The 22,939-nt window shown below is 72.1% G+C and carries 21 protein-coding genes; 17 read left to right on the top strand and 4 right to left on the bottom strand.

Annotation, left to right across the window (positions count from 1 at the left end; genetic code table 11):
* Window positions 1-65 precede the first annotated feature (65 nt).
* The 4 genes from ctaC (at window position 66) to SXIN_RS23805 (ending at window position 4,522) form a co-directional block, all read left to right on the top strand.
* Entirely contained in the window at window positions 66-1,028 is a 963-nt protein-coding gene (ctaC, locus tag SXIN_RS23790; protein WP_019709409.1) for an aa3-type cytochrome oxidase subunit II, read from the top strand.
* Window positions 1,025-2,761 (top strand): aa3-type cytochrome oxidase subunit I, encoded by a 1,737-nt coding sequence (gene ctaD / locus SXIN_RS23795; protein WP_039821674.1) that lies wholly within the window; start codon window positions 1,025-1,027, stop codon window positions 2,759-2,761. The genes ctaC and ctaD overlap by 4 nt, the downstream gene beginning before the upstream one ends.
* Window positions 2,758-3,156: a cytochrome c oxidase subunit 4 gene (locus tag SXIN_RS23800; RefSeq protein ID WP_019709411.1), complete on the top strand. Its 399-nt coding sequence runs from the start codon at window positions 2,758-2,760 to the stop codon at window positions 3,154-3,156. The genes ctaD and SXIN_RS23800 overlap by 4 nt, the downstream gene beginning before the upstream one ends.
* Before the next feature lie 109 nt (window positions 3,157-3,265).
* Window positions 3,266-4,522, top strand: coding sequence for a L,D-transpeptidase (locus SXIN_RS23805; RefSeq protein ID WP_019709412.1), 1,257 nt, complete (start codon window positions 3,266-3,268; stop codon window positions 4,520-4,522).
* Between the two features lie 11 nt (window positions 4,523-4,533).
* Here SXIN_RS23805 and SXIN_RS23810 read toward each other — a convergent pair whose 3' ends face one another.
* The gene (locus SXIN_RS23810; protein WP_019709413.1) at window positions 4,534-4,935 is read right to left on the bottom strand and encodes a hypothetical protein; all 402 of its coding nucleotides are present in this window, start codon (window positions 4,933-4,935) and stop codon (window positions 4,534-4,536) included.
* A 309-nt stretch (window positions 4,936-5,244) separates the two neighbouring features.
* On the opposite strand from SXIN_RS23810, the gene ctaE reads away from it, so the two are divergent.
* The 5 genes from ctaE (at window position 5,245) to trpD (ending at window position 10,750) form a co-directional block, all read left to right on the top strand.
* Window positions 5,245-5,865, top strand: a complete 621-nt coding sequence (ctaE, locus tag SXIN_RS23815) for an aa3-type cytochrome oxidase subunit III (protein ID WP_039821676.1) — start codon at window positions 5,245-5,247, stop codon at window positions 5,863-5,865.
* 71 nt (window positions 5,866-5,936) lie between these two features.
* A complete protein-coding gene (gene qcrC, locus SXIN_RS23820) occupies window positions 5,937-6,746 on the top strand; it encodes a cytochrome bc1 complex diheme cytochrome c subunit (protein WP_019709415.1) in 810 nt (269 codons plus the stop codon).
* Window positions 6,743-7,810: a cytochrome bc1 complex Rieske iron-sulfur subunit gene (gene qcrA / locus SXIN_RS23825; protein ID WP_039821679.1), complete on the top strand. Its 1,068-nt coding sequence runs from the start codon at window positions 6,743-6,745 to the stop codon at window positions 7,808-7,810. The genes qcrC and qcrA overlap by 4 nt, the downstream gene beginning before the upstream one ends.
* On the top strand, window positions 7,807-9,438 hold the full coding sequence (gene qcrB, locus SXIN_RS23830; RefSeq protein WP_019709417.1) for a cytochrome bc1 complex cytochrome b subunit: 1,632 nt from the start codon (window positions 7,807-7,809) through the stop codon (window positions 9,436-9,438). The genes qcrA and qcrB overlap by 4 nt, the downstream gene beginning before the upstream one ends.
* A gap of 247 nt (window positions 9,439-9,685) precedes the next feature.
* The gene (trpD, locus tag SXIN_RS23835; RefSeq protein WP_019709418.1) at window positions 9,686-10,750 is read left to right on the top strand and encodes an anthranilate phosphoribosyltransferase; all 1,065 of its coding nucleotides are present in this window, start codon (window positions 9,686-9,688) and stop codon (window positions 10,748-10,750) included.
* Window positions 10,751-10,828: 78 nt separating this feature from the next.
* Here trpD and SXIN_RS23840 read toward each other — a convergent pair whose 3' ends face one another.
* Both SXIN_RS23840 and SXIN_RS23845 read right to left on the bottom strand, forming a co-directional pair.
* Window positions 10,829-11,110: an Lrp/AsnC family transcriptional regulator gene (locus tag SXIN_RS23840; protein WP_019709419.1), complete on the bottom strand. Its 282-nt coding sequence runs from the start codon at window positions 11,108-11,110 to the stop codon at window positions 10,829-10,831.
* The gene (locus SXIN_RS23845; protein ID WP_019709420.1) at window positions 11,107-11,868 is read right to left on the bottom strand and encodes a rhomboid family intramembrane serine protease; all 762 of its coding nucleotides are present in this window, start codon (window positions 11,866-11,868) and stop codon (window positions 11,107-11,109) included. Before SXIN_RS23845 ends, SXIN_RS23840 begins: the two co-directional genes overlap by 4 nt.
* 193 nt (window positions 11,869-12,061) lie before the next feature.
* On the opposite strand from SXIN_RS23845, the gene SXIN_RS23850 reads away from it, so the two are divergent.
* The 6 genes from SXIN_RS23850 to SXIN_RS23875 all read left to right on the top strand — a co-directional run bounded on the left by SXIN_RS23850 (window position 12,062) and on the right by SXIN_RS23875 (window position 19,206).
* The gene (locus SXIN_RS23850; protein ID WP_019709421.1) at window positions 12,062-12,301 is read left to right on the top strand and encodes a hypothetical protein; all 240 of its coding nucleotides are present in this window, start codon (window positions 12,062-12,064) and stop codon (window positions 12,299-12,301) included.
* A 19-nt stretch (window positions 12,302-12,320) separates the two neighbouring features.
* Window positions 12,321-13,682 (top strand): NYN domain-containing protein, encoded by a 1,362-nt coding sequence (locus SXIN_RS23855; protein WP_095758171.1) that lies wholly within the window; start codon window positions 12,321-12,323, stop codon window positions 13,680-13,682.
* Window positions 13,683-13,987: 305 nt separating this feature from the next.
* Window positions 13,988-15,016, top strand: a complete 1,029-nt coding sequence (locus SXIN_RS23860; protein ID WP_019709422.1) for a C40 family peptidase — start codon at window positions 13,988-13,990, stop codon at window positions 15,014-15,016.
* A gap of 202 nt (window positions 15,017-15,218) precedes the next feature.
* Window positions 15,219-16,244, top strand: a complete 1,026-nt coding sequence (locus tag SXIN_RS23865) for a C40 family peptidase (RefSeq protein ID WP_095757504.1) — start codon at window positions 15,219-15,221, stop codon at window positions 16,242-16,244.
* A 109-nt stretch (window positions 16,245-16,353) separates the two neighbouring features.
* On the top strand, window positions 16,354-17,598 hold the full coding sequence (locus SXIN_RS23870; RefSeq protein WP_238153847.1) for a hypothetical protein: 1,245 nt from the start codon (window positions 16,354-16,356) through the stop codon (window positions 17,596-17,598).
* A gap of 477 nt (window positions 17,599-18,075) precedes the next feature.
* Window positions 18,076-19,206, top strand: coding sequence for a glycosyltransferase family 4 protein (locus SXIN_RS23875; protein WP_019710523.1), 1,131 nt, complete (start codon window positions 18,076-18,078; stop codon window positions 19,204-19,206).
* Window positions 19,207-19,475: 269 nt separating this feature from the next.
* Here SXIN_RS23875 and SXIN_RS23880 read toward each other — a convergent pair whose 3' ends face one another.
* A complete protein-coding gene (locus SXIN_RS23880; protein WP_019709424.1) occupies window positions 19,476-21,272 on the bottom strand; it encodes an AMP-dependent synthetase/ligase in 1,797 nt (598 codons plus the stop codon).
* 281 nt (window positions 21,273-21,553) lie between these two features.
* Between SXIN_RS23880 and SXIN_RS23885 the strand changes: the two genes are divergently transcribed.
* Both SXIN_RS23885 and SXIN_RS23890 read left to right on the top strand, forming a co-directional pair.
* On the top strand, window positions 21,554-22,333 hold the full coding sequence (locus SXIN_RS23885) for a metallophosphoesterase family protein (RefSeq protein WP_095757506.1): 780 nt from the start codon (window positions 21,554-21,556) through the stop codon (window positions 22,331-22,333).
* Between the two features lie 155 nt (window positions 22,334-22,488).
* Complete coding sequence (locus tag SXIN_RS23890; protein ID WP_019709426.1) at window positions 22,489-22,938, top strand: SRPBCC family protein; 450 nt, start codon at window positions 22,489-22,491, stop codon at window positions 22,936-22,938.
* Window position 22,939 lies beyond the last annotated feature (1 nt).

Raw genomic sequence — 22,939 nt, forward strand, 5'->3', positions numbered from 1 at the left:
AGGGCCGGCGACCGAACGCAGAGACGGCCGCAGGTCGGCGGGCGAGACTCTCGGGAAGGCGCTACGTGAGTCCCAACGGCTCCGACCGCTCGTCGCGGCGCCCGATGCGGCGGAAGCTGCCGCAGGCGCTTGCCGCGGGCCTGGTCCTGGTGACCGCCACCGGTTGCACATACGAGGACTTCCCCCGCCTCGGAATGCCCACCCCCATCACAGAAGAGGCGCCGCGGATCCTCTCCCTGTGGCAGGGATCCTGGGCCGCCGCGCTCGCCGTGGGCGTGCTCGTCTGGGGCCTGATCCTGTGGAGTGTCATCTTCCACCGGCGTTCCAGGACCAAGGTCGAGGTTCCCCGGCAGACCCGGTACAACATGCCGATCGAGGCCCTCTACACGGTGGTCCCGCTGATCATCGTCTCCGTGCTCTTCTACTTCACCGCGCGTGACGAGAGCGAGCTGCTGAAGACCTCCAAGGAGCCCGACCACGTCATCAACGTGGTGGGCTACCAGTGGAGCTGGGGCTTCAACTACATGGAGGACGTGGACGGCGACCCGGCGACGCCCGGGGCGCTGCCCAAGGAGGTCTCCTCCATCGCGGAGAAGAAGCTGGAAGGCGTCCCCGAGGGCGCCGAGGGCGTCTACGACGCCGGCACCCCCGGCGACCGCAACCCGCAGAACGGCAACCCGGGCCCGACCCTGTGGCTGCCCAAGGGCGAGTCGGTCAAGTTCATCCTGACCTCGCGGGACGTCATCCACTCCTTCTGGGTGGTGCCGTTCCTGATGAAGCAGGACGTCATCCCGGGCCACACCAACCAGTTCCAGGTGACTCCGGAGAAGGAGGGCACCTACATGGGCAAGTGCGCCGAGCTGTGCGGTGTCGACCACGCCCGGATGCTCTTCAATGTGAAGATCGTCTCTCCGGAGCGCTACCAGCAGCACCTGAAGGACCTGGCGGAGAAGGGCCAGACCGGCTACATCCCTGCGGGTATCACCCAGTCTGATGCCGCCAAGAACGCGGAGACGAACAACCCATGAGCATCCTCAACGAACCCCAGGGTGCCGCTGCCGCAGCGACGGCTGCCGCAGCACCGCCCGTGCGCGTCAGGAAACCCGGGAGCGTCGTGGTCGACTGGCTGACGACCACCGACCACAAGAAGATCGGCACGCTCTACCTGGTCACCTCGTTCTTCTTCTTCTGTGTCGGCGGTGTCCTGGCGCTCGTCATGCGCGCGGAGCTCGCCCGGCCCGGTACGCAGCTGGTCTCGAACGAGCAGTTCAACCAGGCGTTCACGATGCACGGCACGATCATGCTGCTGATGTTCGCGACGCCGCTCTTCGCCGGTTTCGCCAACTGGATCATGCCGCTGCAGATCGGCTCGCCCGACGTGGCGTTCCCGCGGCTGAACATGTTCGCCTACTGGCTGTACCTCTTCGGCTCGCTGATCGCGCTGGGCGGCTTCCTCACCCCGCAGGGCGCCGCGGACTTCGGCTGGTTCGCCTACACCCCGCTGTCCGACGCCATCCGCTCGCCGGGTGTCGGCGGTGACATGTGGATCATGGGCCTCGGACTCGGTGGCTTCGGCACGATCCTCGGTTCGGTCAACTTCATCACCACGATCATCTGCATGCGCGCTCCCGGCATGACGATGTTCCGGATGCCGATCTTCACCTGGAACGTGCTGCTGACGGCACTGCTGGCGATCATCGTCTTCCCGGTGCTGGCCGCCGCGTTCTTCGCCCTGGAGGCGGACCGCCAGTTCGGCTCGCACATCTTCGACGCGGCCAACGGCGGAGCGCTGCTGTGGCAGCACCTCTTCTGGTTCTTCGGCCACCCCGAGGTGTACATCATCGCCCTGCCGTTCTTCGGCATCGTCTCGGAGATCATCCCGGTCTTCAGCCGGAAGCCGATGTTCGGTTACATCGGCCTGATCGGCGCGACGATGGCGATCGCGGGCCTCTCGGTGACCGTCTGGGCGCACCACATGTACGTCACGGGCGGCGTGCTGCTCCCGTTCTTCTCCTTCATGACGCTGCTGATCGCGGTGCCGACCGGTGTGAAGTTCTTCAACTGGATCGGCACCATGTGGAAGGGCAGCCTGAGCTTCGAGACCCCGATGCTCTGGACGGTCGGCTTCCTGATCACCTTCGTGTTCGGTGGCCTCACCGGCGTCATCCTGGCCTCGCCGCCGCTGGACTTCCACGTGTCGGACTCGTACTTCGTGGTGGCGCACTTCCACTACGTGGTCTTCGGCACCGTCGTCTTCGCGATGTTCGCCGGCTTCCACTTCTGGTGGCCGAAGTTCACCGGCAAGATGCTGGACGAGCGGCTCGGCAAGATCACCTTCTGGACGCTGTTCGTGGGCTTCCACGGCACGTTCCTGGTGCAGCACTGGCTGGGCGTGGAGGGTATGCCGCGGCGTTACGCGGACTACCTCGCCGCGGACGGCTTCACCGCGCTGAACACGGTCTCGACGATCGCCTCGTTCCTGCTCGGCCTGTCGCTCCTGCCGTTCTTCTACAACGTCTGGAAGACCGCCAAGTACGCGCCGAAGGTCGAGGTCGACGACCCCTGGGGCTACGGCCGTTCGCTCGAATGGGCGACGTCCTGCCCGCCCCCGCGGCACAACTTCCTCAGCCTGCCGCGGATCCGCTCCGAATCCCCGGCCTTCGACCTGCACCACCCGGAGATCGCCGAGATCGACACACTCGAAGCCCGGGAAGCGGTGGCCGGCAAGGCCCTCGCCGGTGACAAGGAGGCCGCGAAGTGAAGATCCAGGGACACGTCTTCCTCTGGCTGTCGCTCTTCTTCCTGGTCGTGACCATCGTCTACGGCCTCTGGTCGAGGGAGCCGGTCGGCACCACGGCGCTCTTCCTCTCCTTCGGCCTGACCGTCATGGTCGGCTTCTACCTGGCCTTCACGGCCCGCCGCGTGGACACCGGCGCCCAGGACAACCTGGACGCCGATGTCGCGGACGACGCCGGGGAACTGGGCTTCTTCAGCCCGCACAGCTGGCAGCCGCTCTCGCTGGCCATCGGTTCCGCGCTCGCCTTCATGGGCGTCATCTTCGGCTGGTGGCTGCTGTACTTCTCGGCACCGATCCTCCTCATCGGACTCTTCGGCTGGGTGTTCGAGTACTACCGCGGTGAGAACGCCACCCAGTAGCGCACCACCGCACGCACACGCGCCGGGCCCGGAAGCAGCCGCTTCCGGGCCCGACCCGTTTGGCCCATCCGCCGCGCCGGACCGCCCGGTATTTCATAGCTTGTGGCGTATGAACCACAACCCGCGCATACGCACCGTCCTGGGCAGCGGCCTGCTGATAGGCGGGCTGGTCACGGCCACCGCCGCGTGCGGCGGCTCCGGACCCTCCCTGACCGCCAAGCCCTACGACGCCACCGGCCAGATAGCCTTCAGCGGCGACGGGAGCGAGGGGCGTGCCCTCGACCCGGACAAGCCGCTGGAGATCACCGCCAGGGGCGGCGGCGGACGGATCACCGACGTGACCGCCACCGACACCGCGGGCCACCGAATACGCGGCGAGCTCAACGACGACGGAACCCGCTGGCGCAGCACCTCCCAGCTGACCGCCGGTGTCCGCTACACCCTCCGCGTGAGCACCGAGAACCGCGGCGGCGCCCCGGGGCTGCGCGTCATCCACTTCGAGACCGCGCCCGCCGACCGCCGGCTGCGCGTCACCTTCGGCCCGGACGCCGGGACCTACGGCGTCGGCCAGCCCATCACCGCCGAACTCAGCCGTCCCGTCCGGGACCGCGCGGCCCGCGGCCGCGTCGAGAGCTCCCTGCAGGTCGTCTCACGGCCCCGTGTGGCCGGCGCCTGGCACTGGGTGGACGAGAAGACGCTGCACTACCGGCCACGCGACTTCTGGCCCGCTCACGCCACCATCGAGGTGCGCAGCGCCCTGGGCGGCGTCGAGGCCGCGAAGGGGCTGCGGGGCGGCTCCTCGAAGCCGCTGCGGATCCGCACCGGCCCACGCGTCGAGGCGGTCACCAACGCCCGCACCCACACCCTGACCTTCAAGCGCGACGGCAAGGTCGTCCGCACCATTCCGGTCACCACGGGCAAGCCCGGCTTCGAGACGCGCAACGGAACCAAGATCGTCCTGGCCAAGGAGGCCTTCGTCAGGATGCGCGGCACCAGCGTGGGCATCGCGGCGGGCAGCGCCGAATCCTACGACCTGCCGGTGCACTGGGCCGTCCGGGTGACCTGGAGCGGCGAGTACGTGCACGCGGCGCCGTGGTCCGTCGGCTCGCAGGGCTCCGCCAACGTCAGCCACGGCTGTACGGGCATGAGCATGGCCAACGCCAAGTGGTTCTTCGACCACGTGCGGCTCGGCGACATCGTCAAGGTCGTCGGCAGCGAGGGCGAGACGATGACACCGTTCGACAACGGTTTCGGCGACTGGAACCTGGACTGGGCGAAGTGGTCGGCGGGCAGCGCCCTCCACGGCCCCGCCGAGCGGGAGGACGCCGGACCGGCCGAACCGGCCCGGCTGCGCCCCCAGTTCTGAGCCCTCGCGGCTCAGGCGTCCACGGCGGGCCGGGCGCGCAGCAGGCCCGCCAGGGCGCCGGCGAACTCCACCGGGTCGACCGGGTGGGTCACCGCGGCCTCGGCCCGGCTCCAGGTGGCCAGCCAGGCGTCCTGCGGGCGGCCGATCAGCAGCAGTACGGGCGGGCAGTCGAAGATCTCGTCCTTGATCTGCCGGCAGACGCCCATGCCGCCCGCGGGCGCCGTCTCGCCGTCCAGCACGCAGACATCGATCCCGCCGGCCTCCAGGGCACTCAGCACGGCCGGCAGCGTGGCGCACTCCAGGAATTCCACCGGGGGCACGTCGGCGGCCGGGCGCTTGCCCGCCGCCAGTCGCACCTGCTCGCGCGTCCTCGCGTTGTCGCTGTAGACCAGGACCGTGGCGGTCGGCTGCATCGTTCCTCCAGGCTTGCGGCGTACGGACGGCACGGTGGTGTGTGGAGCCGTTGCGGCGGATGCTACTCCGCCGGAGCGGCGGGGGAGGAGGGGTGGGCGGATCCAAGATCCCGGCCGGGCCGGACGGCCCGGTTCCGCGCGGGGCGGCCGGCCCGTCGGCGGCCGCGGCACCGGGCCGCCCGGGGCCCGTGGAAGCCTCCGTTCCGCCGCCCCGCGGAAGCCCGCGGAATGGGCCGAAAGAGCAGCGTGTACGGCCTTGACACACCGAACGGCACCCCCGGGGTGAGCGCTGGATAGGCGACCGACATAATGTCGGTCGTGGCGACAGCAACGACAGTAGACACCGGGCACGCGCACCCGTCGGTCAATCGACCGAACCTCACCAGCGTCGGAACCATCATCTGGCTGAGTTCCGAGCTGATGTTCTTCGCGGCCCTCTTCGCGATGTACTTCACCCTGCGATCGGTGACCGGAGCCGAGTTCTGGTCGGAAAAGGCGGACACGCTCAACTTTCCGTTCGCGGCGGCCAACACCACGATCCTGGTGCTCTCCTCCCTCACCTGCCAGCTCGGCGTCTTCGCCGCCGAGCGCGGTGATGTGAAGAAGCTCCGCTCGTGGTTCGTGGTCACCTTCATCATGGGCGCCGTCTTCATCGGCGGCCAGATCTTCGAGTACACCGAGCTGGTGAAGCACGAGGGCCTCTCGCTCTCGTCGGACCCGTACGGCTCGGCGTTCTACCTGACCACCGGCTTCCACGGACTGCACGTGACGGGCGGACTCATCGCCTTCCTGCTGGTCCTGGCCCGGACCTACGCGGCCAAGAGGTTCACCCACGAGCAGGCCACGTCGGCCATCGTCGTGTCGTACTACTGGCACTTCGTCGACGTCGTCTGGATCGGCCTCTTCGCCACGATCTACATGATCAAGTAATCGGTCCGACGGACCCGCACCACACCAAGCCAGAAGCATCGACGCAGAAGATCCTGACACCGGGGTAATCCGTGAAAAAGCTCTCCGCACGACGGCGCCATCCGCTGGCGGCGCTTGTCGTCCTACTCTTCGCGCTGGCGGTCACCGGGGGGCTGTACGCGGCGTTCGCACCCGCGGACAAGGCCCAGGCCGACACCACCGCTCAGTCCCTTGCCATCAAGGAGGGCAAGCAGCTCTACACCACAGGCTGCGCGAGCTGCCATGGCACGGGCGGTCAGGGGACCTCCGACGGCCCGAGCCTGGTCGGAGTCGGCGCCGCCGCGGTCGACTTCCAGGTCGGCACCGGCCGGATGCCCATGCAGCAGCCGGGCGCCCAGGCGCCGAAGAAGCCGGTGGTCTACTCGCAGGCCGAGATCGACCAGATGGCCGCGTACATCGCCTCGCTCGGCCCCGGCCCGGCCGTGCCGGCGAAGGAGGCCTACGACCCCGAGGGCGCGGACATCGCCAAGGGCGGGGAGCTCTTCCGCACCAACTGCGCGCAGTGCCACAACTTCACGGGCCAGGGTGGCGCCCTGACCGAGGGCAAGTACGCCCCGAACCTGGACGGCGTCTCGAACAAGCACATCTACGAGGCCATGCTGACCGGCCCGCAGGCCATGCCCGTGTTCCCCGACTCGACGACGCCCGAGCAGGACAAGCGGGACATCATCGCCTACATCAACACGGTGAACGGTGAGGATTCGGCCAACCCGGGCGGCCTGGAGCTGGGCGGCTTCGGTCCGGTCACCGAGGGCCTGTTCGCCTGGACCTTCGGCCTCGGCGCGATGATCGCTGTCGCCGTCTGGGTCGCCGCCCGGACCGCAAAGGCCAGGAAGTCATGAGCGAGACTGGATCGAACAAAGACGTGTCCCAAGAATCCCTGCCGAGTGAGCGGCCGACGGCTCACGAGGGCGTGACGGCGACCGCGGAGCATCCGTTCGCGGACCCGGGCCTGCCGCCCCACCAGCCGCGCATCCAGGACATCGACGAGCGGGCCGCCAAGCGCTCCGAGCGCACCGTCGCCCTGCTCTTCGTCGTCTCCATGCTGGCCACGATCGGCTTCATCGCCAGCTACGTGGTGTTCCCGATCGACAAGATCGTGTACATCTTCCCGTTCGGTCACGTCAGCGCGCTGAACTTCGCCCTGGGCCTCACCCTCGGCATCGCGCTGTTCTGCATCGGCGCCGGCGCGGTCCACTGGGCCCGCACGCTGATGTCCGACGTGGAGATCGCGGACGAGCGGCACCCGATCGGCGCCGAGTCCGAGGCCAAGGCCACGGTGATGGCCGACTTCCGGCAGGGCGCCGCCGAGTCGGGCTTCGGCCGGCGGAAGCTGCTCCGCAACACCCTCTTCGGCGCGGTGGCCCTGGTGCCGCTCTCCGGCGTGGTGCTGCTGCGCGACCTCGGCCCGCTGCCCGGCGACAAGCTCCGGCACACGCTGTGGGCCAAGGGCAAGCTGCTGGTCAACCAGAACACCAACGAGCCGCTGCGGCCGGAGGACATCCCGGTCGGATCGCTGACCTTCGTCAAGCCCGAGGGCCTGGAGGAGGACGACCACGAGTTCAACGTGGAGATCGCCAAGGCCGCCGTGATGGTCGTCCGGATCCAGCCGGAGGACATCAAGGACAAGAAGGAGCTCGACTGGTCGCACGAGGGCATCGTGGCGTACTCGCGGATCTGTACCCACGTCGGCTGCCCCGTGACCCTGTACGAGCAGTCCACCCACCACGTGCTCTGCCCGTGCCATCAGTCGACCTTCGACATGGCCGACGGCGCGCGGGTGATCTTCGGCCCGGCGGGCCACGCCCTGCCGCAGCTGCGGATCGGTGTCAACCAGGACGGCTACCTCGAAGCCCTCGGTGACTTCGCGGAGCCCGTCGGCCCGAGTTTCTGGGAGCGCGGATGAGTACGGCGACCGACAACCGGCGCAAGGCGCCCGCGGGAGAGCGGGTCGCCGACTGGGCGGACGGACGGCTGGGGATCTACACCCTGGCCAAGACCAACATGCGCAAGATCTTCCCGGACCACTGGTCCTTCATGCTGGGCGAGGTCGCGCTCTACAGCTTCATCATCATCATCCTCACGGGTGTGTATCTGACGCTGTTCTTCGTGCCCAGCATGGCCGAGGTGGAGTACCACGGCGCCTACGTGCCGATGCACGGCGTCCGGATGACGGAGGCCTACGCCTCCACCCTCGACATCAACTTCGACGTGCGCGGCGGTCTGCTCATCCGGCAGATCCACCACTGGGCGGCCCTGATCTTCCTGGCCTCCATGTTCGTGCACATGATGCGGGTGTTCTTCACCGGTGCCTTCCGCAAGCCGCGCGAGGTCAACTGGGTGTTCGGCTTCCTGCTGTTCGTGCTCGGCATGTTCACCGGCTTCACCGGCTACTCGCTCCCGGACGACCTGCTCTCCGGTACCGGTGTCCGGTTCATGGAGGGCGCGATCCTGGCGACGCCGGTCGTCGGCACGTACCTGTCGATGTTCCTGTTCGGCGGGGAGTTCCCGGGCACCGACGTGATCCCGCGGTTCTTCGCGGCCCACGTCCTGCTGCTGCCGGGCATCATGCTCGGCCTGCTGGTGGCGCACCTGATCCTGGTCTTCTACCACAAGCACACGCAGTTCCCGGGCCCCGGCAAGACCAACACCAACGTGGTCGGCATGCCGCTGCTGCCGGTCTACATGGCCAAGGCCGGAGGCTTCTTCTTCCTGGTCTTCGGTGTGATCGCGGTCCTCTCCGCGCTCTTCACCATCAACCCGATCTGGGCGCTCGGCCCGTACCGGCCCGACCAGGTGTCCACCGGCGCCCAGCCCGACTGGTACATGGGCTTCTCCGAGGGACTCATCCGGGCCATGCCCGCCTGGGAGTTCGTGCTGCCGGGCGGCTACACGCTCAACCTCGGCGTGGCCATCCCGCTGGTGATCGTCTTCCCGCTGGTGCTGACCGTGATCGCGGTCTACCCGTTCATCGAGTCCTGGGTCACCGGCGACAAGCGGGAGCACCACATCCTGGACCGGCCGCGGAACGCCCCGACGCGTACCGCCATCGGCGCGGCCTGGATCAGCTGGTACCTGGTGATGCTGCTGGGCGGCGGCAACGACATCTTCGCCATCCACTTCGACATGTCGATCAACGCGGTCACCTGGTTCGTGCGGATCGCCTTCTTCGTGGTGCCGGTGATCGTCTTCATCGTCACCAAGCGGATCTGCCTCGGCCTGCAGCGCCGGGACCGGGACAAGGTGCTGCACGGCCGCGAGGCCGGCATCATCAAGCGCCTGCCGCACGGTGAGTTCGTCGAGGTGCACGAGCCGCTCTCGCAGGAGCAGCTCCACACCCTCACCCAGCACGAGCAGCCCAAGCCGCTGGAGGTCGGCCCGGAGGTCGACGAGAACGGCGTACGGCGCAAGGTGCCGCGGAGCCAGAAGCTGCGGGCGCGCCTCTCGCGTGGCTGGTACGGCGAGGGCTCCCAGATCCCCAAGGCGACCCCGGAGGAGTTCAAGGAGATCCAGAGCGGCCACGGCCACCACTGAGGCCGCACCCGCGGTCGCCACACAGCCCCGGGCCCCGGCCCGTCCCCTCGTGGGGCGGACCGGGGCCCGCGGTCCGTCCGCGGCCGCGCGGTCCCTTCGGGCGGTCCGCGGGGGCGGTCCGTGCCGCGACCGTCCCGCAGTACGGGCACCGGCCCGTGCCGGGCGCCCCGCCCCGTTAGGCTGGGCCGGGGCCCGCCGCGGCCGGCCCCCCAGGCCACCCCTTCCCCATGGACTCCAGGAGCGGACCATGAACGTCGTGACCCCGGCAGGCGGCGGCAGCGTGGCGGCCCGCACCTGGCCCGACGTGCTGACCTCACTGCTCGACGGCAGGAACCTCGGCGCCGACGACACCGCCTGGGCCATGGACCGGATCATGCGGGGCGAGGCCACCGACGCGCAGATCGCCGGCTTCGCGGTCGCGCTGCGGGCCAAGGGCGAGACGGTCGCCGAGCTGTCCGGGCTGGTCCGCACCATGTACGAGCACGCCCGGCTGATCGAGGTGCCCGGAGACACGGTGGACATCGTCGGCACCGGCGGCGACCGCGCCCGTACGGTCAACATCTCCACCATGTCCGCGATCGTGGTCGCGGGCACCGGCGCCAAGGTGGTCAAGCACGGCAACCGCGCCGCCTCCTCGGCGAGCGGCGCCTCCGACGTGCTGGAGAAGCTCGGCGTCAACCTCGAACTCCCGCCGCGGCGGGTGGCCGAGGTGGCCGACGAGGCGGGGATCACCTTCTGCTTCGCGGTGAAGTTCCACCCGGCGCTCCGTCATGTGGCGGCGGCCCGGCGGGAACTGGGCATCCCCACCACCTTCAACTTCCTCGGCCCGCTCACCAACCCGGCGCGCGTCACCGCGCAGGCGACCGGTGTGGCCAGCGCCCGGATGGCGCCGATCATGGCGGGTGTCCTCGCCGAACGGGGCTCCTCCGCGCTGGTGTTCCGGGGCGACGACGGGCTGGACGAGCTGACGGTCACCGCCACCTCGCAGGTGTGGATCGTGCGCGAGGGCACGGTGCGCCAGGAGTCCTTCGACCCGCGGGACGTGGGCGTCGATCTGGTGCCCGTCGAGGCGCTGCGCGGGGCGGACGCCTCGTACAACGCGGATGTCGCGCGCCGGCTGCTGGCGGGCGAGAAGGGCCCGGTGCGGGACGCGGTGCTGCTCAACTCGGCCGCCGCCCTCGCCGCCCTCCACCCGGCGGACACACCGCTCACCGAGCAGATCGCCGAGGGCATGGCCCGGGCCGCCGAGTCGATCGACTCCGGCGCCGCCCTCCGGACGCTGGAGCGCTGGGTCGCCGCGAGCCATGTGTGACCCCGCGGTTCCGCCGGCTCCCGGGGCCGGCGGAACGGCGGCGGGCCGCCGGCCGGGGCCCGCCTCAGCCGGTCACGGTCAGGAGTCCAGGCCGATGGCGAACGCGGCCTCCAGGTCGTGCTGCGAGTAGGTACGGAACGCCACATGGGTGTCGGTCGCCCGGACGCCGTCGACCTTGTTGATCCGGCCGGGGATCACATCGGCGAGATCGTCGTGCCGGGCCACCCGGACCATCGCCACCAGGTCGTAGGTGCCGGTGACGGAGTAGACCTCGCTGACGTTCTCCAGGGCGGCGATCGATTCGGCGATCTCCGGGATCCGGTCCACGCTGGTCTTGATGAGCACGATCGCGGTGATCACGGCTGGCTGTCTCCCTCGGTCGCCCGGTCTGCGCTGCTCACTCTAGCCGCACCCCCGTAGCGGACCCACGCCCAGAGGAAGCCGGCCAGGAAGCCCGTCAGATGGGCCAGGTACGCCACCCCGGAACCCTCCGGCGCGCTCTGCGACGCCACCCACTGGAGCGCGAACCAGAAGGGCAGCACCACCCACGCCGGGAAGCGCAGCGGCAGGAAGAAGAGGAACGGGAAGAGGCTGGTGACCCGGGCCCGCGGGAAGAGCAGCAGAAAGGCGCCGAGCACCCCCGAGACGGCCCCGGAGGCGCCGACCAGGGGCTGGTCGGAGGCCGGGTCCGCCGCGGCGAAGGCGGTCAGCGCGAGGTAGCCCGTACCGGCGTGCAGCAGTACGTAGCGCGCCGGGCCCAGCCGGGTCTCCACCATGCGGCCGAAGACGTGCAGGAAGAGCAGGTTGCCGAGCAGATGCAGCCAGCCGCCGTGGACGAAGAACGCGGTCAGCGGGGTGAGGAGGGCCTCCGGCGAGCCGCCGAACAGTTCGGCCGGCACCAGGCCCCAGCGCCGGAAGTGGTCGTTCTGCGCCGCGATCAGCCGGTCGCCGCCGCCCTGGGCGGGGTTGAGCCCGGAGACCGGCCCGAGTACGAAGAACAGGCAGCACAGGCCGGTCAGGGTGTGGGTCACCACGGCGGGCCCGCGATCCGCGCTTCCCGGGGCCCGTTCCGCGGGGGCCCGGCCGCCGCCGTGGAGGCCGCGCGCCTTTCTCCGCATGCGCAGATCATGGCGTAACGGGCTCCGGCGGACGGAACGCCTCGCCGGGCGTCCGCCCCGTGGCCGGGCCCGGCGGGCGGGCCCGGGCAGGCCGTAGGGTTGCGGGAGAGCATCCCGCAGTTCGACGGCGCACCGCGGACCAGAACGTGCAGAAGACGCAGACGCAAGTGACGCAGAGAACGAGGACGACACGATGGGCGTTCCCCAGCCGACGGCCGAGACCCGGTGGCGCTGCACCCTGTGCGGCAACCTGACCCGTTTCGACGTGACCCGCTCCAGCAGAGCGGTCGAGTACGTGCACCTCGACCTGGCGGGGGAACCCAGGGTCGAGGAGCGGGACGTGCTCAGTGAGACGATCGAGTCGGTCCGCTGCCGCTGGTGCAACGCGGTGGACCAGATCGAACTGGTCGACCGCCCCGGTGTGAGCGGCTGAGAACGGAGCGCGACAGGTGGTGGAGCACACGGGCGACGGCGCCGGGGACGCGGAGCGGTCCGCCGACGCCGGGGAGGTGCTCGACCGGCCGTTGCCGGAGGGCGTGCGGCGCCGGGTCGTCGCCCTCGTCGCGGACGCCTTCGGCAGTCTGACGATGGCGGAACTGCCGCCCCAGCTGCGGCAGTACGCCCGTTTCACCCCCACCCGCCGGGCCAAGTTCGCGGGCAACGCCATGGCCGCCGCCCTGGAGAGCCATCCGCTCTTCCGGCAGCGGGTCGGCGAGCGGCTGCGCGAGAGCCGGCCGGAGCTCTCCGGGGCCCTGGAGGCCGGGGCGCCGCCGGCCGCCGCGGATCCGGCCGAGGTGGCCGCGCTGGCGTACATACTGCGGCCCGTGGGCTGGGCCAAGCTGGTCGCCGCGGCCGGCGAGGAGGTCCAGCGGGCCCGGGCGGAGCAGGCCGAGGAGGAGGCAGGCCGCGAGGTGCGGCGGCTCCGCGAGGAACTGGCCGAGGCCCGCGCGGCCGCCCGCGCCGAGGCGGACCGGGCGCGCACCGAACTGGAGAGCGCCCGCAAGGAGGCGGACGTCCTCCACCGGAAGCTGCGCAGCGCGGTGAGCGACGTGCGCCGCGGCGAGGCCGCGCTCCGCAAGGCCGCGGCCGAGCTGGAGTCCGTGCGGGCCGCCGCGGCGGCCGAGAAGGCGGCGGCGGACAGCGAGGCGCGGCGGCTGCGGGCCCGGCTCGCGGAGGCGGAGTCGGCCCTGGAGGCCGGGCGCCGCGCGGTGCGAGAGGGGCGCAGCGTCGAGGACATGCGGCTGCGGCTGCTGCTGGACACCGTGCTGGACGCGGCCCAGGGGCTTCGCCGGGAGCTGGCCCTGCCACCGGCCGCGCAGCACCCCGCGGACACCGTGGAGGCGGTGGAGCCGGGGCGGATGACACCGAAGGACATCGCCACCCGCGCGCTCTCGGAGACCGACCCGGCGCTGCTCGACCAGCTCCTCGCGCTGCCGCAGGCGCACCTGGTGGTCGACGGCTACAACGTCACCAAGACCGGCTATCCGACGATGCCGCTGGACAAGCAGCGGCTGCGGCTGCTGGGCGGGCTGGCGGTGCTCGCCGCGCAGACCGGTGCCGAGATGACGTGTGTGTTCGACGGCGCGGAGCTGGCCGCGCCCGTACTGCTGGCGCCGCCGCGCGGGGTGCGGGTGCTGTTCAGCAAGCCGGGGCAGACCGCCGACGAGCTGATCCGGCGCCTGGTGCGCGCGGAGCCGCCGGGGCGCCCGGTGGTCGTGGTCTCCGCGGACCGGGAGGTGGCGGACGGAGTGGCGCGCGCCGGCGCACGCCCCGTCGCCTCGACGCTGCTGCTGAAGCGGCTCGCGCGTACCTGACCCGAAGCCGCCCGGGCCCGGCGGGGGCCTTCGGTGGCACGCAGTGTCAGGCCGCTGTCACCGACTGTGCGAGTGCGGGTAAAGAAAACCTTCCGACGGGAATTTTTTCGGCTCACCCTTTGAACCGATCACGACAAGGTCACTAGGGTCGGCTCCGAACCCTCCGCGCGGTTGATCATCCATCGGGGATGTCCGCGGGGGAACCGCCGAATCCGGCATGTCCGGGCAGGTCCCGGCCGGACACCGGAGCCGGGCCGCGTTCCGTCCTCCCGGCAGGCGGCTGGAGGAAGAAGGAGGTCGCCTCCGTGGCGTCCCACCGTCGACCCAGGCAGCCCGGCCGGGCGCGCGTCAGCGTGCTCACGGCCACCGCCGCCGCAGCCGTCGCCATCACCTCGCAGGCCGCCCAGGCCGCGCCGCAGCCTTCCAAGAACGACGTGAAGGCCACGGTCGACAAGCTGTACGAAGAAGCCGAGATGGCCACCGAGAAGTACAACGGTGCCAAGGAGAAGCAGGAGAAGCTCGAAGAGGAGGTCTCCAATCTCCAGGACAAGGTGGCCCGCGGCCAGGAGGATCTGAACGACCTGCGCAACGGCCTCGGTTCGATGGCCACGGCCCAGTACCGCTCCGGCGGCATCGACCCGTCCGTGCAGCTGCTGCTCTCCTCCGACCCGGACACGTACCTGGAGCGGGCCTCCACGCTCAACCAGCTCAGCGGCAAGCAGGCCGAGGCCCTCGGCAGGATCACCGGCAAGCAGCGCACGCTCCAGCAGCAGCGCGCCGAGGCCGCCGGCAAGCTGGAGGAACTCGACACCACCCGCGAGGCGCTGGGTGAGAAGAAGCGCGAGATCCAGGGGAAGCTGGCCAAGGCCCGCGCCCTGCTCAACACCCTGACGGCCGCGGAGCGCGCCGAACTCGCCGCCGAGGAGGACCGGGCCAACCGCTCCGCCGGCGAGCGGGTCGACCTCGGCAGCGCCGTCCCGGAGTCGCAGCGCGCCGCCGCCGCCCTCTCCGCCGCGCAGTCCAAGATCGGCGCACCGTACGTCTGGGGCGCCACGGGCCCCAGCTCCTTCGACTGCTCCGGGCTGACGTCCTGGGCCTACTCCCAGGCCGGCGTCGGCATCTCCCGCACCTCGCAGGCCCAGGCCAACGACGGCACGCGGATCGGGCAGAGCGCTCTCAAACCGGGCGACCTGGTCTTCTTCTACGGCGATCTGCACCATGTCGGCCTCTACGCCGGCAACGGCCAGATCCTGCACGCCCCGAAGCCCGGGGCCAATGTGCGCTACGAGTCGATCAACAACATGCCGTTCCAGTTCGGCGTCCGGATCGGCTAGTCCGACACACCGCCCGTTCGAGCGAATCGGGCGGCGGCCGGCTCCTTCCGTCCCACCGGTGACCTGCGTCTCCGGTGGGACGAGGCGTTTCCGGGCCCCGTTCGGTCCTTTCACCCTGCGCAGTCATCTGGTTACTCTCTGCCCGCAGTTCTCCGGTCCCGGTCTCCTCCGGGGCCTCCAGCGGAAGGGAGCACGGCCAGCAGTGGCATCCCATCGCCGGGCCGGCAAGACCGGCCTCACGCAGTCCAACCGCATCACGATGCTGCCCGCCGCGGCGGCGACGGCCGCCGTGGCGTTCTCCATCGCCCCGGCGGCCGCCGAGCCTCAGGACACCCCCGCCGAGGTGCGGTCCGCGGTCGGCCGGCTCCACGTCGAGGCCGAGCGGGCCACGGAGAAGTACCACGCGGCGGGGGAGCGGTACCGGCGGCTGAGCGCCGAGGCCGGACGGCTCTCCGACCGCGTCGCCCGCGGCCAGGAGCGGGTCAACCGGCTCCGCGGCGTCCTCGGCTCCCTCGCCGGCGCCCAGTACCGGGCCGGCGGTGTGGACCCGGCCGTGCGGCTGCTGCTCTCCTCCGACCCGGACACCTACCTCGACCGGGCCGTCACCCTCAACCGCATCAGCGAACGCCAGGCCGGCGAACTGCGCTCCCTGCGGCGGGCGCAGACCGAGCTGCGTGAGGAACGCGCCCGCGCCGCGAGCCGGATCGCGGCGGCGGAGCGCAGCCGGAAGGCCGTCAGCCGCCACAAGCGGGCCGTGGAGGCCCGGCTGGCGCGCGCACAGCGGCTGCTGGACTCCCTCGGCCCGGAGCAGCGCGCCGAGCACCGGCGGGCCGCCCGTCACGGCGGCCGTACGGAGTTCCCCGGCGGCGGCACCGCGGCGTCCGGCCGCGCGGCGGCTGCCGTGGCCGCGGCCCGGGCGGCGGTGGGACGGCCCTACGTCTGGGGAGCCACCGGTCCCGGCTCCTTCGACTGCTCGGGGCTCACCTACTGGTCGTACCAGCAGGCGGGGGTGACGCTCCCGCGCACCTCCCAGGCCCAGCGGTTCGCCGGCCGCCGGGTCCCGCTGAGCGAGGCCCGCCCCGGCGACCTGGTGACGTACCGGACGGACGCCAGCCATGTCGGCATGTACGTCGGGAACGGACAGATCGTGCACGCCCCGCACCCCGGCGCCGCCGTCCGCTACGACCCCGTGGGCCTGATGCCGAACGCCACCGTCACCCGGGTCTGAGGCCCCGCGCCGCCCGGGGCCCGGGCCCGCGGGCCGTTCCGGATCCCGGCGCCCGCCCGCCCGGACCGGGGCGGGTCCGCGCCCCGGCCGCGGCCGTACGATCGGGAGCGTGGCGTTTCCGGGGCGGTTCGGGAGGGTGCGCGCCGCCGCACCGGCGGCCGCGGCGCTGCTCGTGCTGTTCGCGCTGCTGCCCGCCTGCGGCCGGGCCGACCCGGGCGACCGGTCGGTGCAGCGGCTGCTGGACCGGCGGTCGGCCGCCCTCCTCGACCGCGACGAACGCGCGTTCCTCGCGGAGACCCACCCCTCGGCCGCCCGGCTCCGCGCCCGCCAGCGGGAGGTGCTGCGGAACCTCGCCGAAGTCCCCCTGGCCTCCTGGGAGTACGAGCTCACCGGTACCGGCGGCTTCGAGCCCGCGCAGGGCGAGGGCCGCCGCCTCGCCGTCCGGGTCCGGCTGAGCTACCGGCTCAGCGGCCACGACACCGGGCCGGCGACCGCCGACCAGCGGCTCACGCTCGCCGAACGCGGCGGACGCTGGTACATCGCCGCGGAGCACCCCGCCGGGGACGGCCCCGAACCGCTGTGGGAGCAGGGCCGGGTCGAGGCGGTCCGGGGCGGCCGCAGCCTGGTGCTCGGCGTCGGCCACGACCGCGGCCGGCTGCGGGGCATCGCCCGCACGGCCGACCGGGCCGTCCCCGCCGTGGACGCGGCCTGGGGCGGCGACTGGGCCCGCCGGGTCGTCGTCCTCGTACCGCGTTCCCCCGCGGACATGGCGGAGCTGCTGGGCGACCCGCCCGGGAGCTACCGCGGCATAGCGGCCGTGACCACCGGGCGGACCGGGGGTGCGCCCGATGGCCCCGCCGACCGCGTCATCGTCAACCCGGCCGCCTACGGCATCCTCGGCGAGGCCGGGCAGGACGTGGTCCTCACCCATGAGACGGCCCATGTCGCCACCCGCGCCCACACGTCGCCCGCCACCCCGCTCTGGCTCTCCGAGGGGTTCGCCGACTGGGCCGGCTACCGGGACACCGATCGCCCCGCCTCCCGGATCGCCCCCGAGCTGGCCCGCGAGGCCGCCGCGGGCCGCGCGCCCGGGGCGCTCCCCGGCGACGAGGACTTCTCCTTCACCGGGGACGCCCGCCGGCTGGCCCGCGCGTACGAGGCGGGGTGGCTCGCCTGCCGCATGATCGCGGAGGAGTGGGGGGAGGAGACGCTGGTCTCCTTCTACCGGGCGGTGGGCGAGGCCGGCCCCGACCGGTCCCGGGCCCTGGAGACGGCCCTGCGCGAGCAGTTGGGCCTCGGCCCCGCCGCCTTCACGGCGCGCTGGCGCGCGTACGCGGAGAGCCGGTTCGGCTGAGGCGTCGCCGCGGGTTCCGCGGGGTTCCGCGGGGTTCCGCGGGATTGTGCGGGGTTCTGCGGGGTTCCGCTGGGTTCTTTGCGTTCTGCGCGGTTTCGCAGGTGTGTACGGGGTTCTTGCCCGGGGGGCGGGTCCGGCGAGGCCGGGGCCGGGTCTTCCCGCCGTCGCCGTGTGGCCCCCGGTTTCCGCGCCGCGCGCGGGTGCTGCCCTCCCACCCGCCCGTTTGCCGTACAGCGGTGCCTCGGGGCGGCCTCCCCGGCCCGGCGCCCGAGCCCCGCACCGTTCTCCGCCCCCGGGTCCGTCCCTCCCCCGGGTCCGTCCCTCCCGGGGTCCGTCTCCTCGGTCCATCCCCGGGCCCCGCTCCCTCCCGTCCCCGGAGTGCCGGGAGACGGCGCCGCAGGCATCCCGGAGTACGCCCGGAGCCCGCCGGGGAGCACCCCGGGGCACGCCGCGGGCCACCCGGTACTGTCGGCCGGGATGGACAAGACCCTGATCGTCACGAACGACTTCCCGCCCCGTCCCGGCGGTATCCAGTCCTTCCTGCACAGCATGGCGCTGCGCCTGGACCCGGCCCGCCTCGTCGTCTACGCCTCCACCTGGAAGGACGGCAGCGAGGTGGCCCGGTTCGACGCGGAGCAGCCGTTCCCCGTCGTCCGGGACCGCACGAGCGTGCTGCTGCCCACCCCGCGCGTGACCCGCCGCGCCGCGGAGCTGCTGCGGGAGCACGACTGCACGTCGGTGTGGTTCGGCGCCGCCGCCCCGCTCGGGCTGATGGCGCCGGCGCTGCGCAGGGCCGGCGCCCGCCGCCTGGTCGCGACCACGCACGGGCACGAGGCCGGCTGGGCCCAGCTGCCCGCCGCCCGGCGGCTGCTGCGCAGGATCGGCGAGGGCACCGACACGATGACGTATCTGGGGGAGTACACCCGCTCCCGGATCGCCGCCGCCCTCACCCCGGAGGCGGCGGCCCGCATGGTGCAACTGCCGCCGGGCGTCGACGAGAAGACCTTCCACCCGGGCTCGGGGGGCGAGGAGATCCGGGCGCGGCTCGGGCTCACCCGCCGTCCCGTGGTGGTGTGCGTGTCGCGGCTCGTCCCGCGCAAGGGGCAGGACACGCTGATCCGGGCGATGCCGGCGATCCTGGCGGCCGTACCGGACACGGTGCTGCTGATCGTGGGCGGCGGCCCGTACCGCAAGGACCTGGCGAAGCTCGCGGACGGCTGCGGGGTGGCGGACTCGGTGCTCTTCACCGGCTCGGTGCCGTGGGAGGAGCTCCCGGCCCACTACGGCGCGGGGGATGTCTTCGCGATGCCCTGCCGCACCCGGCGGGGCGGGCTGGACGTCGAAGGGCTCGGCATCGTCTACCTGGAGGCCTCGGCGACGGGACTCCCGGTGGTGGCGGGGGACTCGGGCGGGGCGCCGGACGCGGTCCTGGACGGGGAGACGGGCTGGGTGGTGCGCGGGGAGTCCGTGCCGGACGCGGCGGAGCGGATCGTGACGCTGCTGCGGGATCCCGCGCTGCGGCGGCGGATGGGGGAGCGGGGGCGCGCCTGGATCGAGGAGCGCTGGCGACGCGACCTGCTGGCGGACCGCCTGGCCTCGCTGCTCTGACGCCCGCCCGGCCCGGGGCACGGCGAGGGCGGGACGTACGTCGGGGGCGGGACCCCTCCCGGGGGTGCCGGCCGGCCGCGAAGGCGCGAGGCCGGGGCCGAGGCGGGGGACCGTGAGGTCCGCGCCGTCCCGTCCGGGCCGGAGGTGCCCCGGCGGGCGCCCCGGGCGGAATCCGGCACCGCCCGCTCCGCTCGTCGCGTCGTCGGACGGCCGGGGCGGGCCGGGGGCCGGACCCCGGACCGCCCCGGCCGGCGGAACCGAGCCGGTGGCTACTTCGTGTAGAGGGCCTCGATCTCGTGCGCGAAATCCTTCGCCACGACGGCCCGCTTCAGCTTCATGGACGGCGTGACGTGCCCGGACTCCTCGGTGAACTGGGCCGGCAGGATGCGGAACTTGCGGACCGACTCGGCCTTCGACACGGCCGCGTTGCCGTCGTCCACCGCCTTCTGGACGTCGGCCAGCAGCTCCGGGTCGTCCCGCAGCGTGGCGGCCGTGGTGCCGGCGGGCCTGCCGTGGTCCTCCAGCCAGCGCGGCAGGAAGTCCTCGTCCAGGGTGATGAGCGCGCCGACGAAGGGGCGGCCGTCACCGACGACCATGCACTCGCCGACCAGCGCGTGGGCCCGGATGCGGTCCTCGATGACGGCGGGGGCGACGTTCTTCCCGCCGGCCGTCACGATGATCTCCTTCTTGCGGCCCGTGATCGCGAGATAGCCGTCCTCGTCGAGGGTGCCGATGTCGCCGGTGTGGAACCAGCCGTCGGAGAGCGCCTCGCGGGTCGCGGCCTCGTTGTTCCAGTAGCCGGTGAAGATGTGCTCGCCGTGGAGCAGCACCTCGCCGTCGTCGGCGATCCGGACGACCGAACCGGGCAGCGGCTGGCCGACCGTGCCGATCTTCTGCCGGTCCCAGGGGTTGAACGCCGTCGCGGCGCAGGACTCGGTGAGGCCGTAGCCCTCCAGCACCGTGAAGCCGATACCGCGGTAGAAGTGGCCGAGCCGCTCGCCGAGCGGGGCGCCGCCGGAGATGGCGTGCCGCGCGCGGCCGCCGAGCACCGAACGGAGCTTGCCGTAGACGAGCTTGTCGAACGCCTTGTGCTTGATCCGCACGCCCAGCGAGGGGCCGGAGGGGGTGTCCAGGGCGCGGCTGTAGGCGATGGCGGCGTCCGCGGCCTTGTCGAAGATCCCGCCCTTGCCGTCCGCCTGGGCCTTGGCGCGGGCGGAGTTGTAGACCTTCTCGAAGACGCGCGGCACACCGAGCACCATCGTCGGCCGGAAGGAGGCGAGTTCGTCGGTGAGGTTCTTGATGTCGGCACAGTGGCCGAGGCGGATCGGCGCGAGGACGGCGGCGATCTCGACCAGCCGGCCGAAGACGTGGGCGACCGGGAGGAAGAGCAGGACGGAGCACTCGCCGGTGCGGAACAGCGGGCGCAGCCGCTCCACGACGTTGCCCGCCTCGGCGAAGAAGTTGCGGTGCGTCAGCACGCAGCCCTTGGGGCGGCCGGTGGTGCCGGAGGTGTAGACGATGGTGGCGGGGGAGTCGGCGTCCGCCAGCGCGGCCCGCTCGTCGGCCTCCGCGTCGGTGATCCCGGCGCCCTGGTCGCGCAGTTGTCCCACGGCGCCGCGCTCGATCTGCCAGACGTGCAGCAGCTCGGGCAGCCGGTCCCGTACGGAGTTGACGGCGCCGGCGTGCGCGTCGGTCTCGACGAGGCAGGCCACGGCGCCGGAGTCGCTGAGGATCCAGGCGATCTGCTCGGGCGAGCTGGTCTCGTAGACGGGGACGCTGACGGCGCCCGCGCTCCAGATCGCGAAGTCCAGCAGGGTCCACTCGTAGCGGGTGCGGGACATCAGGGCGACGCGGTCGCCGGGGCGCACCCCCGCGGCGATGAGGCCCTTGGCGGTCGCGTGGACCTCGGCCAGGAAGTCCCTCGCGGTGACGTCCTCCCAGCGGCCGTCCCGCTTCCGCGCGAGGACGGCGACCTCGGGATGGAGCGCGGCGTTGCGGCGGATGAGATCCGTCAGGTTTCCGTCCGCGGGGACCTCGTACAGGGCCGGAAGGCTGAACTCGCGCAAGACTGCTGCTCCTCATAGGGCGCCGGTGCTGCCACGTCGTAACCGGCGTGCTGCCGCGGCCGCGGTCCGTGATGTGGGGGAAGGGGACGACGACCCCGGACGTTACCCACCGGTATCGGCTCCCCGGTAGGGGGGCCGCCCAGATGTTTTACGCATCACACATACCGGACCGCGACAGGGGGTTGCCGGGTGAAGCCTAGTCCAGTTCCCCCGCCGCCCGTGAGGAACCGCAGGTCGCGGCCGTCTCCCCGGTGGGGTACGGACGGCGTAGGGTCCACCGCATGCGAGTCCATGTGGTCAGTGACGTGCACGGGAACAGCGCGGACCTCGCCAGGGCGGGCGACGGCGCGGACGCCCTGGTCTGCCTCGGCGACCTCGTCCTGTTCCTGGACTACGCGGATCGTTCCAGAGGGATATTTCCGCGGCTTTTCGGCACGGAGAACGCCGAGCGCATCGTGGAACTCCGCACCGACCGGCGCTTCCGGGAGGCCCGCGAGTTCGGCGCCCGGCTGTGGGCCGGGGTGGCCGGCGGGGAGGAGGAGCGCCGCAGCGTCATCGAGTCCGCGGTGCGCGAGCAGTACGCCGAGCTGTTCGCGGCCTTTCCGCGGCCGACGTACGCCACCTACGGAAATGTCGACATCCCGGCCCTCTGGCCGGAGTACGCGGGCGCGCACGGGGTCAGCGTGCTCGACGGCGAGCGGACCGAGATCGGCGGTCTGGTCTTCGGGTTCGTCGGCGGCGGGCTGCCCAGCCCGATGCGCACCCCGTACGAGATCGACGAGGAGACCTACGCCGCGAAGGTCGCCGCCCTCGGCGAGGTGGACGTGCTCTGCTCGCACATCCCGCCGGAGGTTCCCGAGCTCTGCTACGACACCGTGGCCCGCCGCTTCGAACGGGGCAGCCCGGCCCTGCTGGAGGCGATCCGCGCGACGCGGCCGCGCTACGCGCTGTTCGGGCATGTGCACCAGCCGCTGGTGCGCCGGATGCGCGTCGGCGCCACGGAGTGCGTCAACGTCGGCCATTTCGCCGCGACCGGGACGCCGTGGGCGCTGGAGTGGTGACCGGCGGCGAACGGCGGCTCCCCCGGGCGTCCCCGGGCGGGCCGGGAGCGGCCTCCGACCGGCGGGAGGGGCCCGCCGGGACCGGTTCCGGCGCGCGGTAGCCTTCACCGGCAGGGGCGCAGGCCGGAGCCGACCGCAGTGAAGGAGCCACCGCGATGGCGGAACACACCAGCTCGAACATCATGATCGAGGCGGCACCGGGCGAGGTCATGTCGGTGATCTCCGACTTCGACCGCTACCCGGAGTGGACCGGGGAGGTCAAGGAGGCCGAGGTGCTGGCCAAGGACGACCGCGGCCGTGCCGAGCAGGTCCGGCTGGTGCTCGACGCCGGGGCGATCAAGGACGACCACACCCTCGCCTACACCTGGACCGGCGAGAACGAGGTGAGCTGGACGCTGGTGAAGTCGCAGATGCTGCGCTCCCTCGACGGCACCTACCGGCTGACGCCGGCCGACGGCGGCGCCCGCACCGAGGTGACGTACCAGCTGACCGTCGACGTCAAGATCCCCATGCTCGGGATGATCAAACGCAAGGCGGAGAAGGTCATCATCGACCGGGCTCTCGCCGGCCTGAAGAAGCGCGTCGAGAGCGGCGCGCGGGCCTGAG

The organism is Streptomyces xinghaiensis S187 (genome assembly GCF_000220705.2).
In the GTDB taxonomy this organism is placed as follows: Bacteria; Actinomycetota; Actinomycetes; order Streptomycetales; family Streptomycetaceae; genus Streptomyces; species Streptomyces xinghaiensis.

Bases quoted from the DNA above. Each gene is read 5' to 3' on its own strand.
- SXIN_RS23805 (WP_019709412.1), top strand. From the start codon at position 3,266: ATGAACCACAACCCGCGCATACGCACCGTCCTGGGCAGCGGCCTGCTG.
- SXIN_RS23810 (WP_019709413.1), bottom strand. From the start codon at position 4,935: ATGCAGCCGACCGCCACGGTCCTGGTCTACAGCGACAACGCGAGGACG.
- qcrB (WP_019709417.1), top strand. From the start codon at position 7,807: ATGAGTACGGCGACCGACAACCGGCGCAAGGCGCCCGCGGGAGAGCGG.
- SXIN_RS23845 (WP_019709420.1), bottom strand. From the start codon at position 11,868: ATGCGGAGAAAGGCGCGCGGCCTCCACGGCGGCGGCCGGGCCCCCGCG.
- ctaE (WP_039821676.1), top strand. From the start codon at position 5,245: ATGTCGGTCGTGGCGACAGCAACGACAGTAGACACCGGGCACGCGCAC.
- SXIN_RS23875 (WP_019710523.1), top strand. From the start codon at position 18,076: ATGGACAAGACCCTGATCGTCACGAACGACTTCCCGCCCCGTCCCGGC.
- SXIN_RS23850 (WP_019709421.1), top strand. From the start codon at position 12,062: ATGGGCGTTCCCCAGCCGACGGCCGAGACCCGGTGGCGCTGCACCCTG.
- ctaD (WP_039821674.1), top strand. From the start codon at position 1,025: ATGAGCATCCTCAACGAACCCCAGGGTGCCGCTGCCGCAGCGACGGCT.
- trpD (WP_019709418.1), top strand. From the start codon at position 9,686: ATGAACGTCGTGACCCCGGCAGGCGGCGGCAGCGTGGCGGCCCGCACC.
- SXIN_RS23890 (WP_019709426.1), top strand. From the start codon at position 22,489: ATGGCGGAACACACCAGCTCGAACATCATGATCGAGGCGGCACCGGGC.
- SXIN_RS23885 (WP_095757506.1), top strand. From the start codon at position 21,554: ATGCGAGTCCATGTGGTCAGTGACGTGCACGGGAACAGCGCGGACCTC.
- qcrA (WP_039821679.1), top strand. From the start codon at position 6,743: ATGAGCGAGACTGGATCGAACAAAGACGTGTCCCAAGAATCCCTGCCG.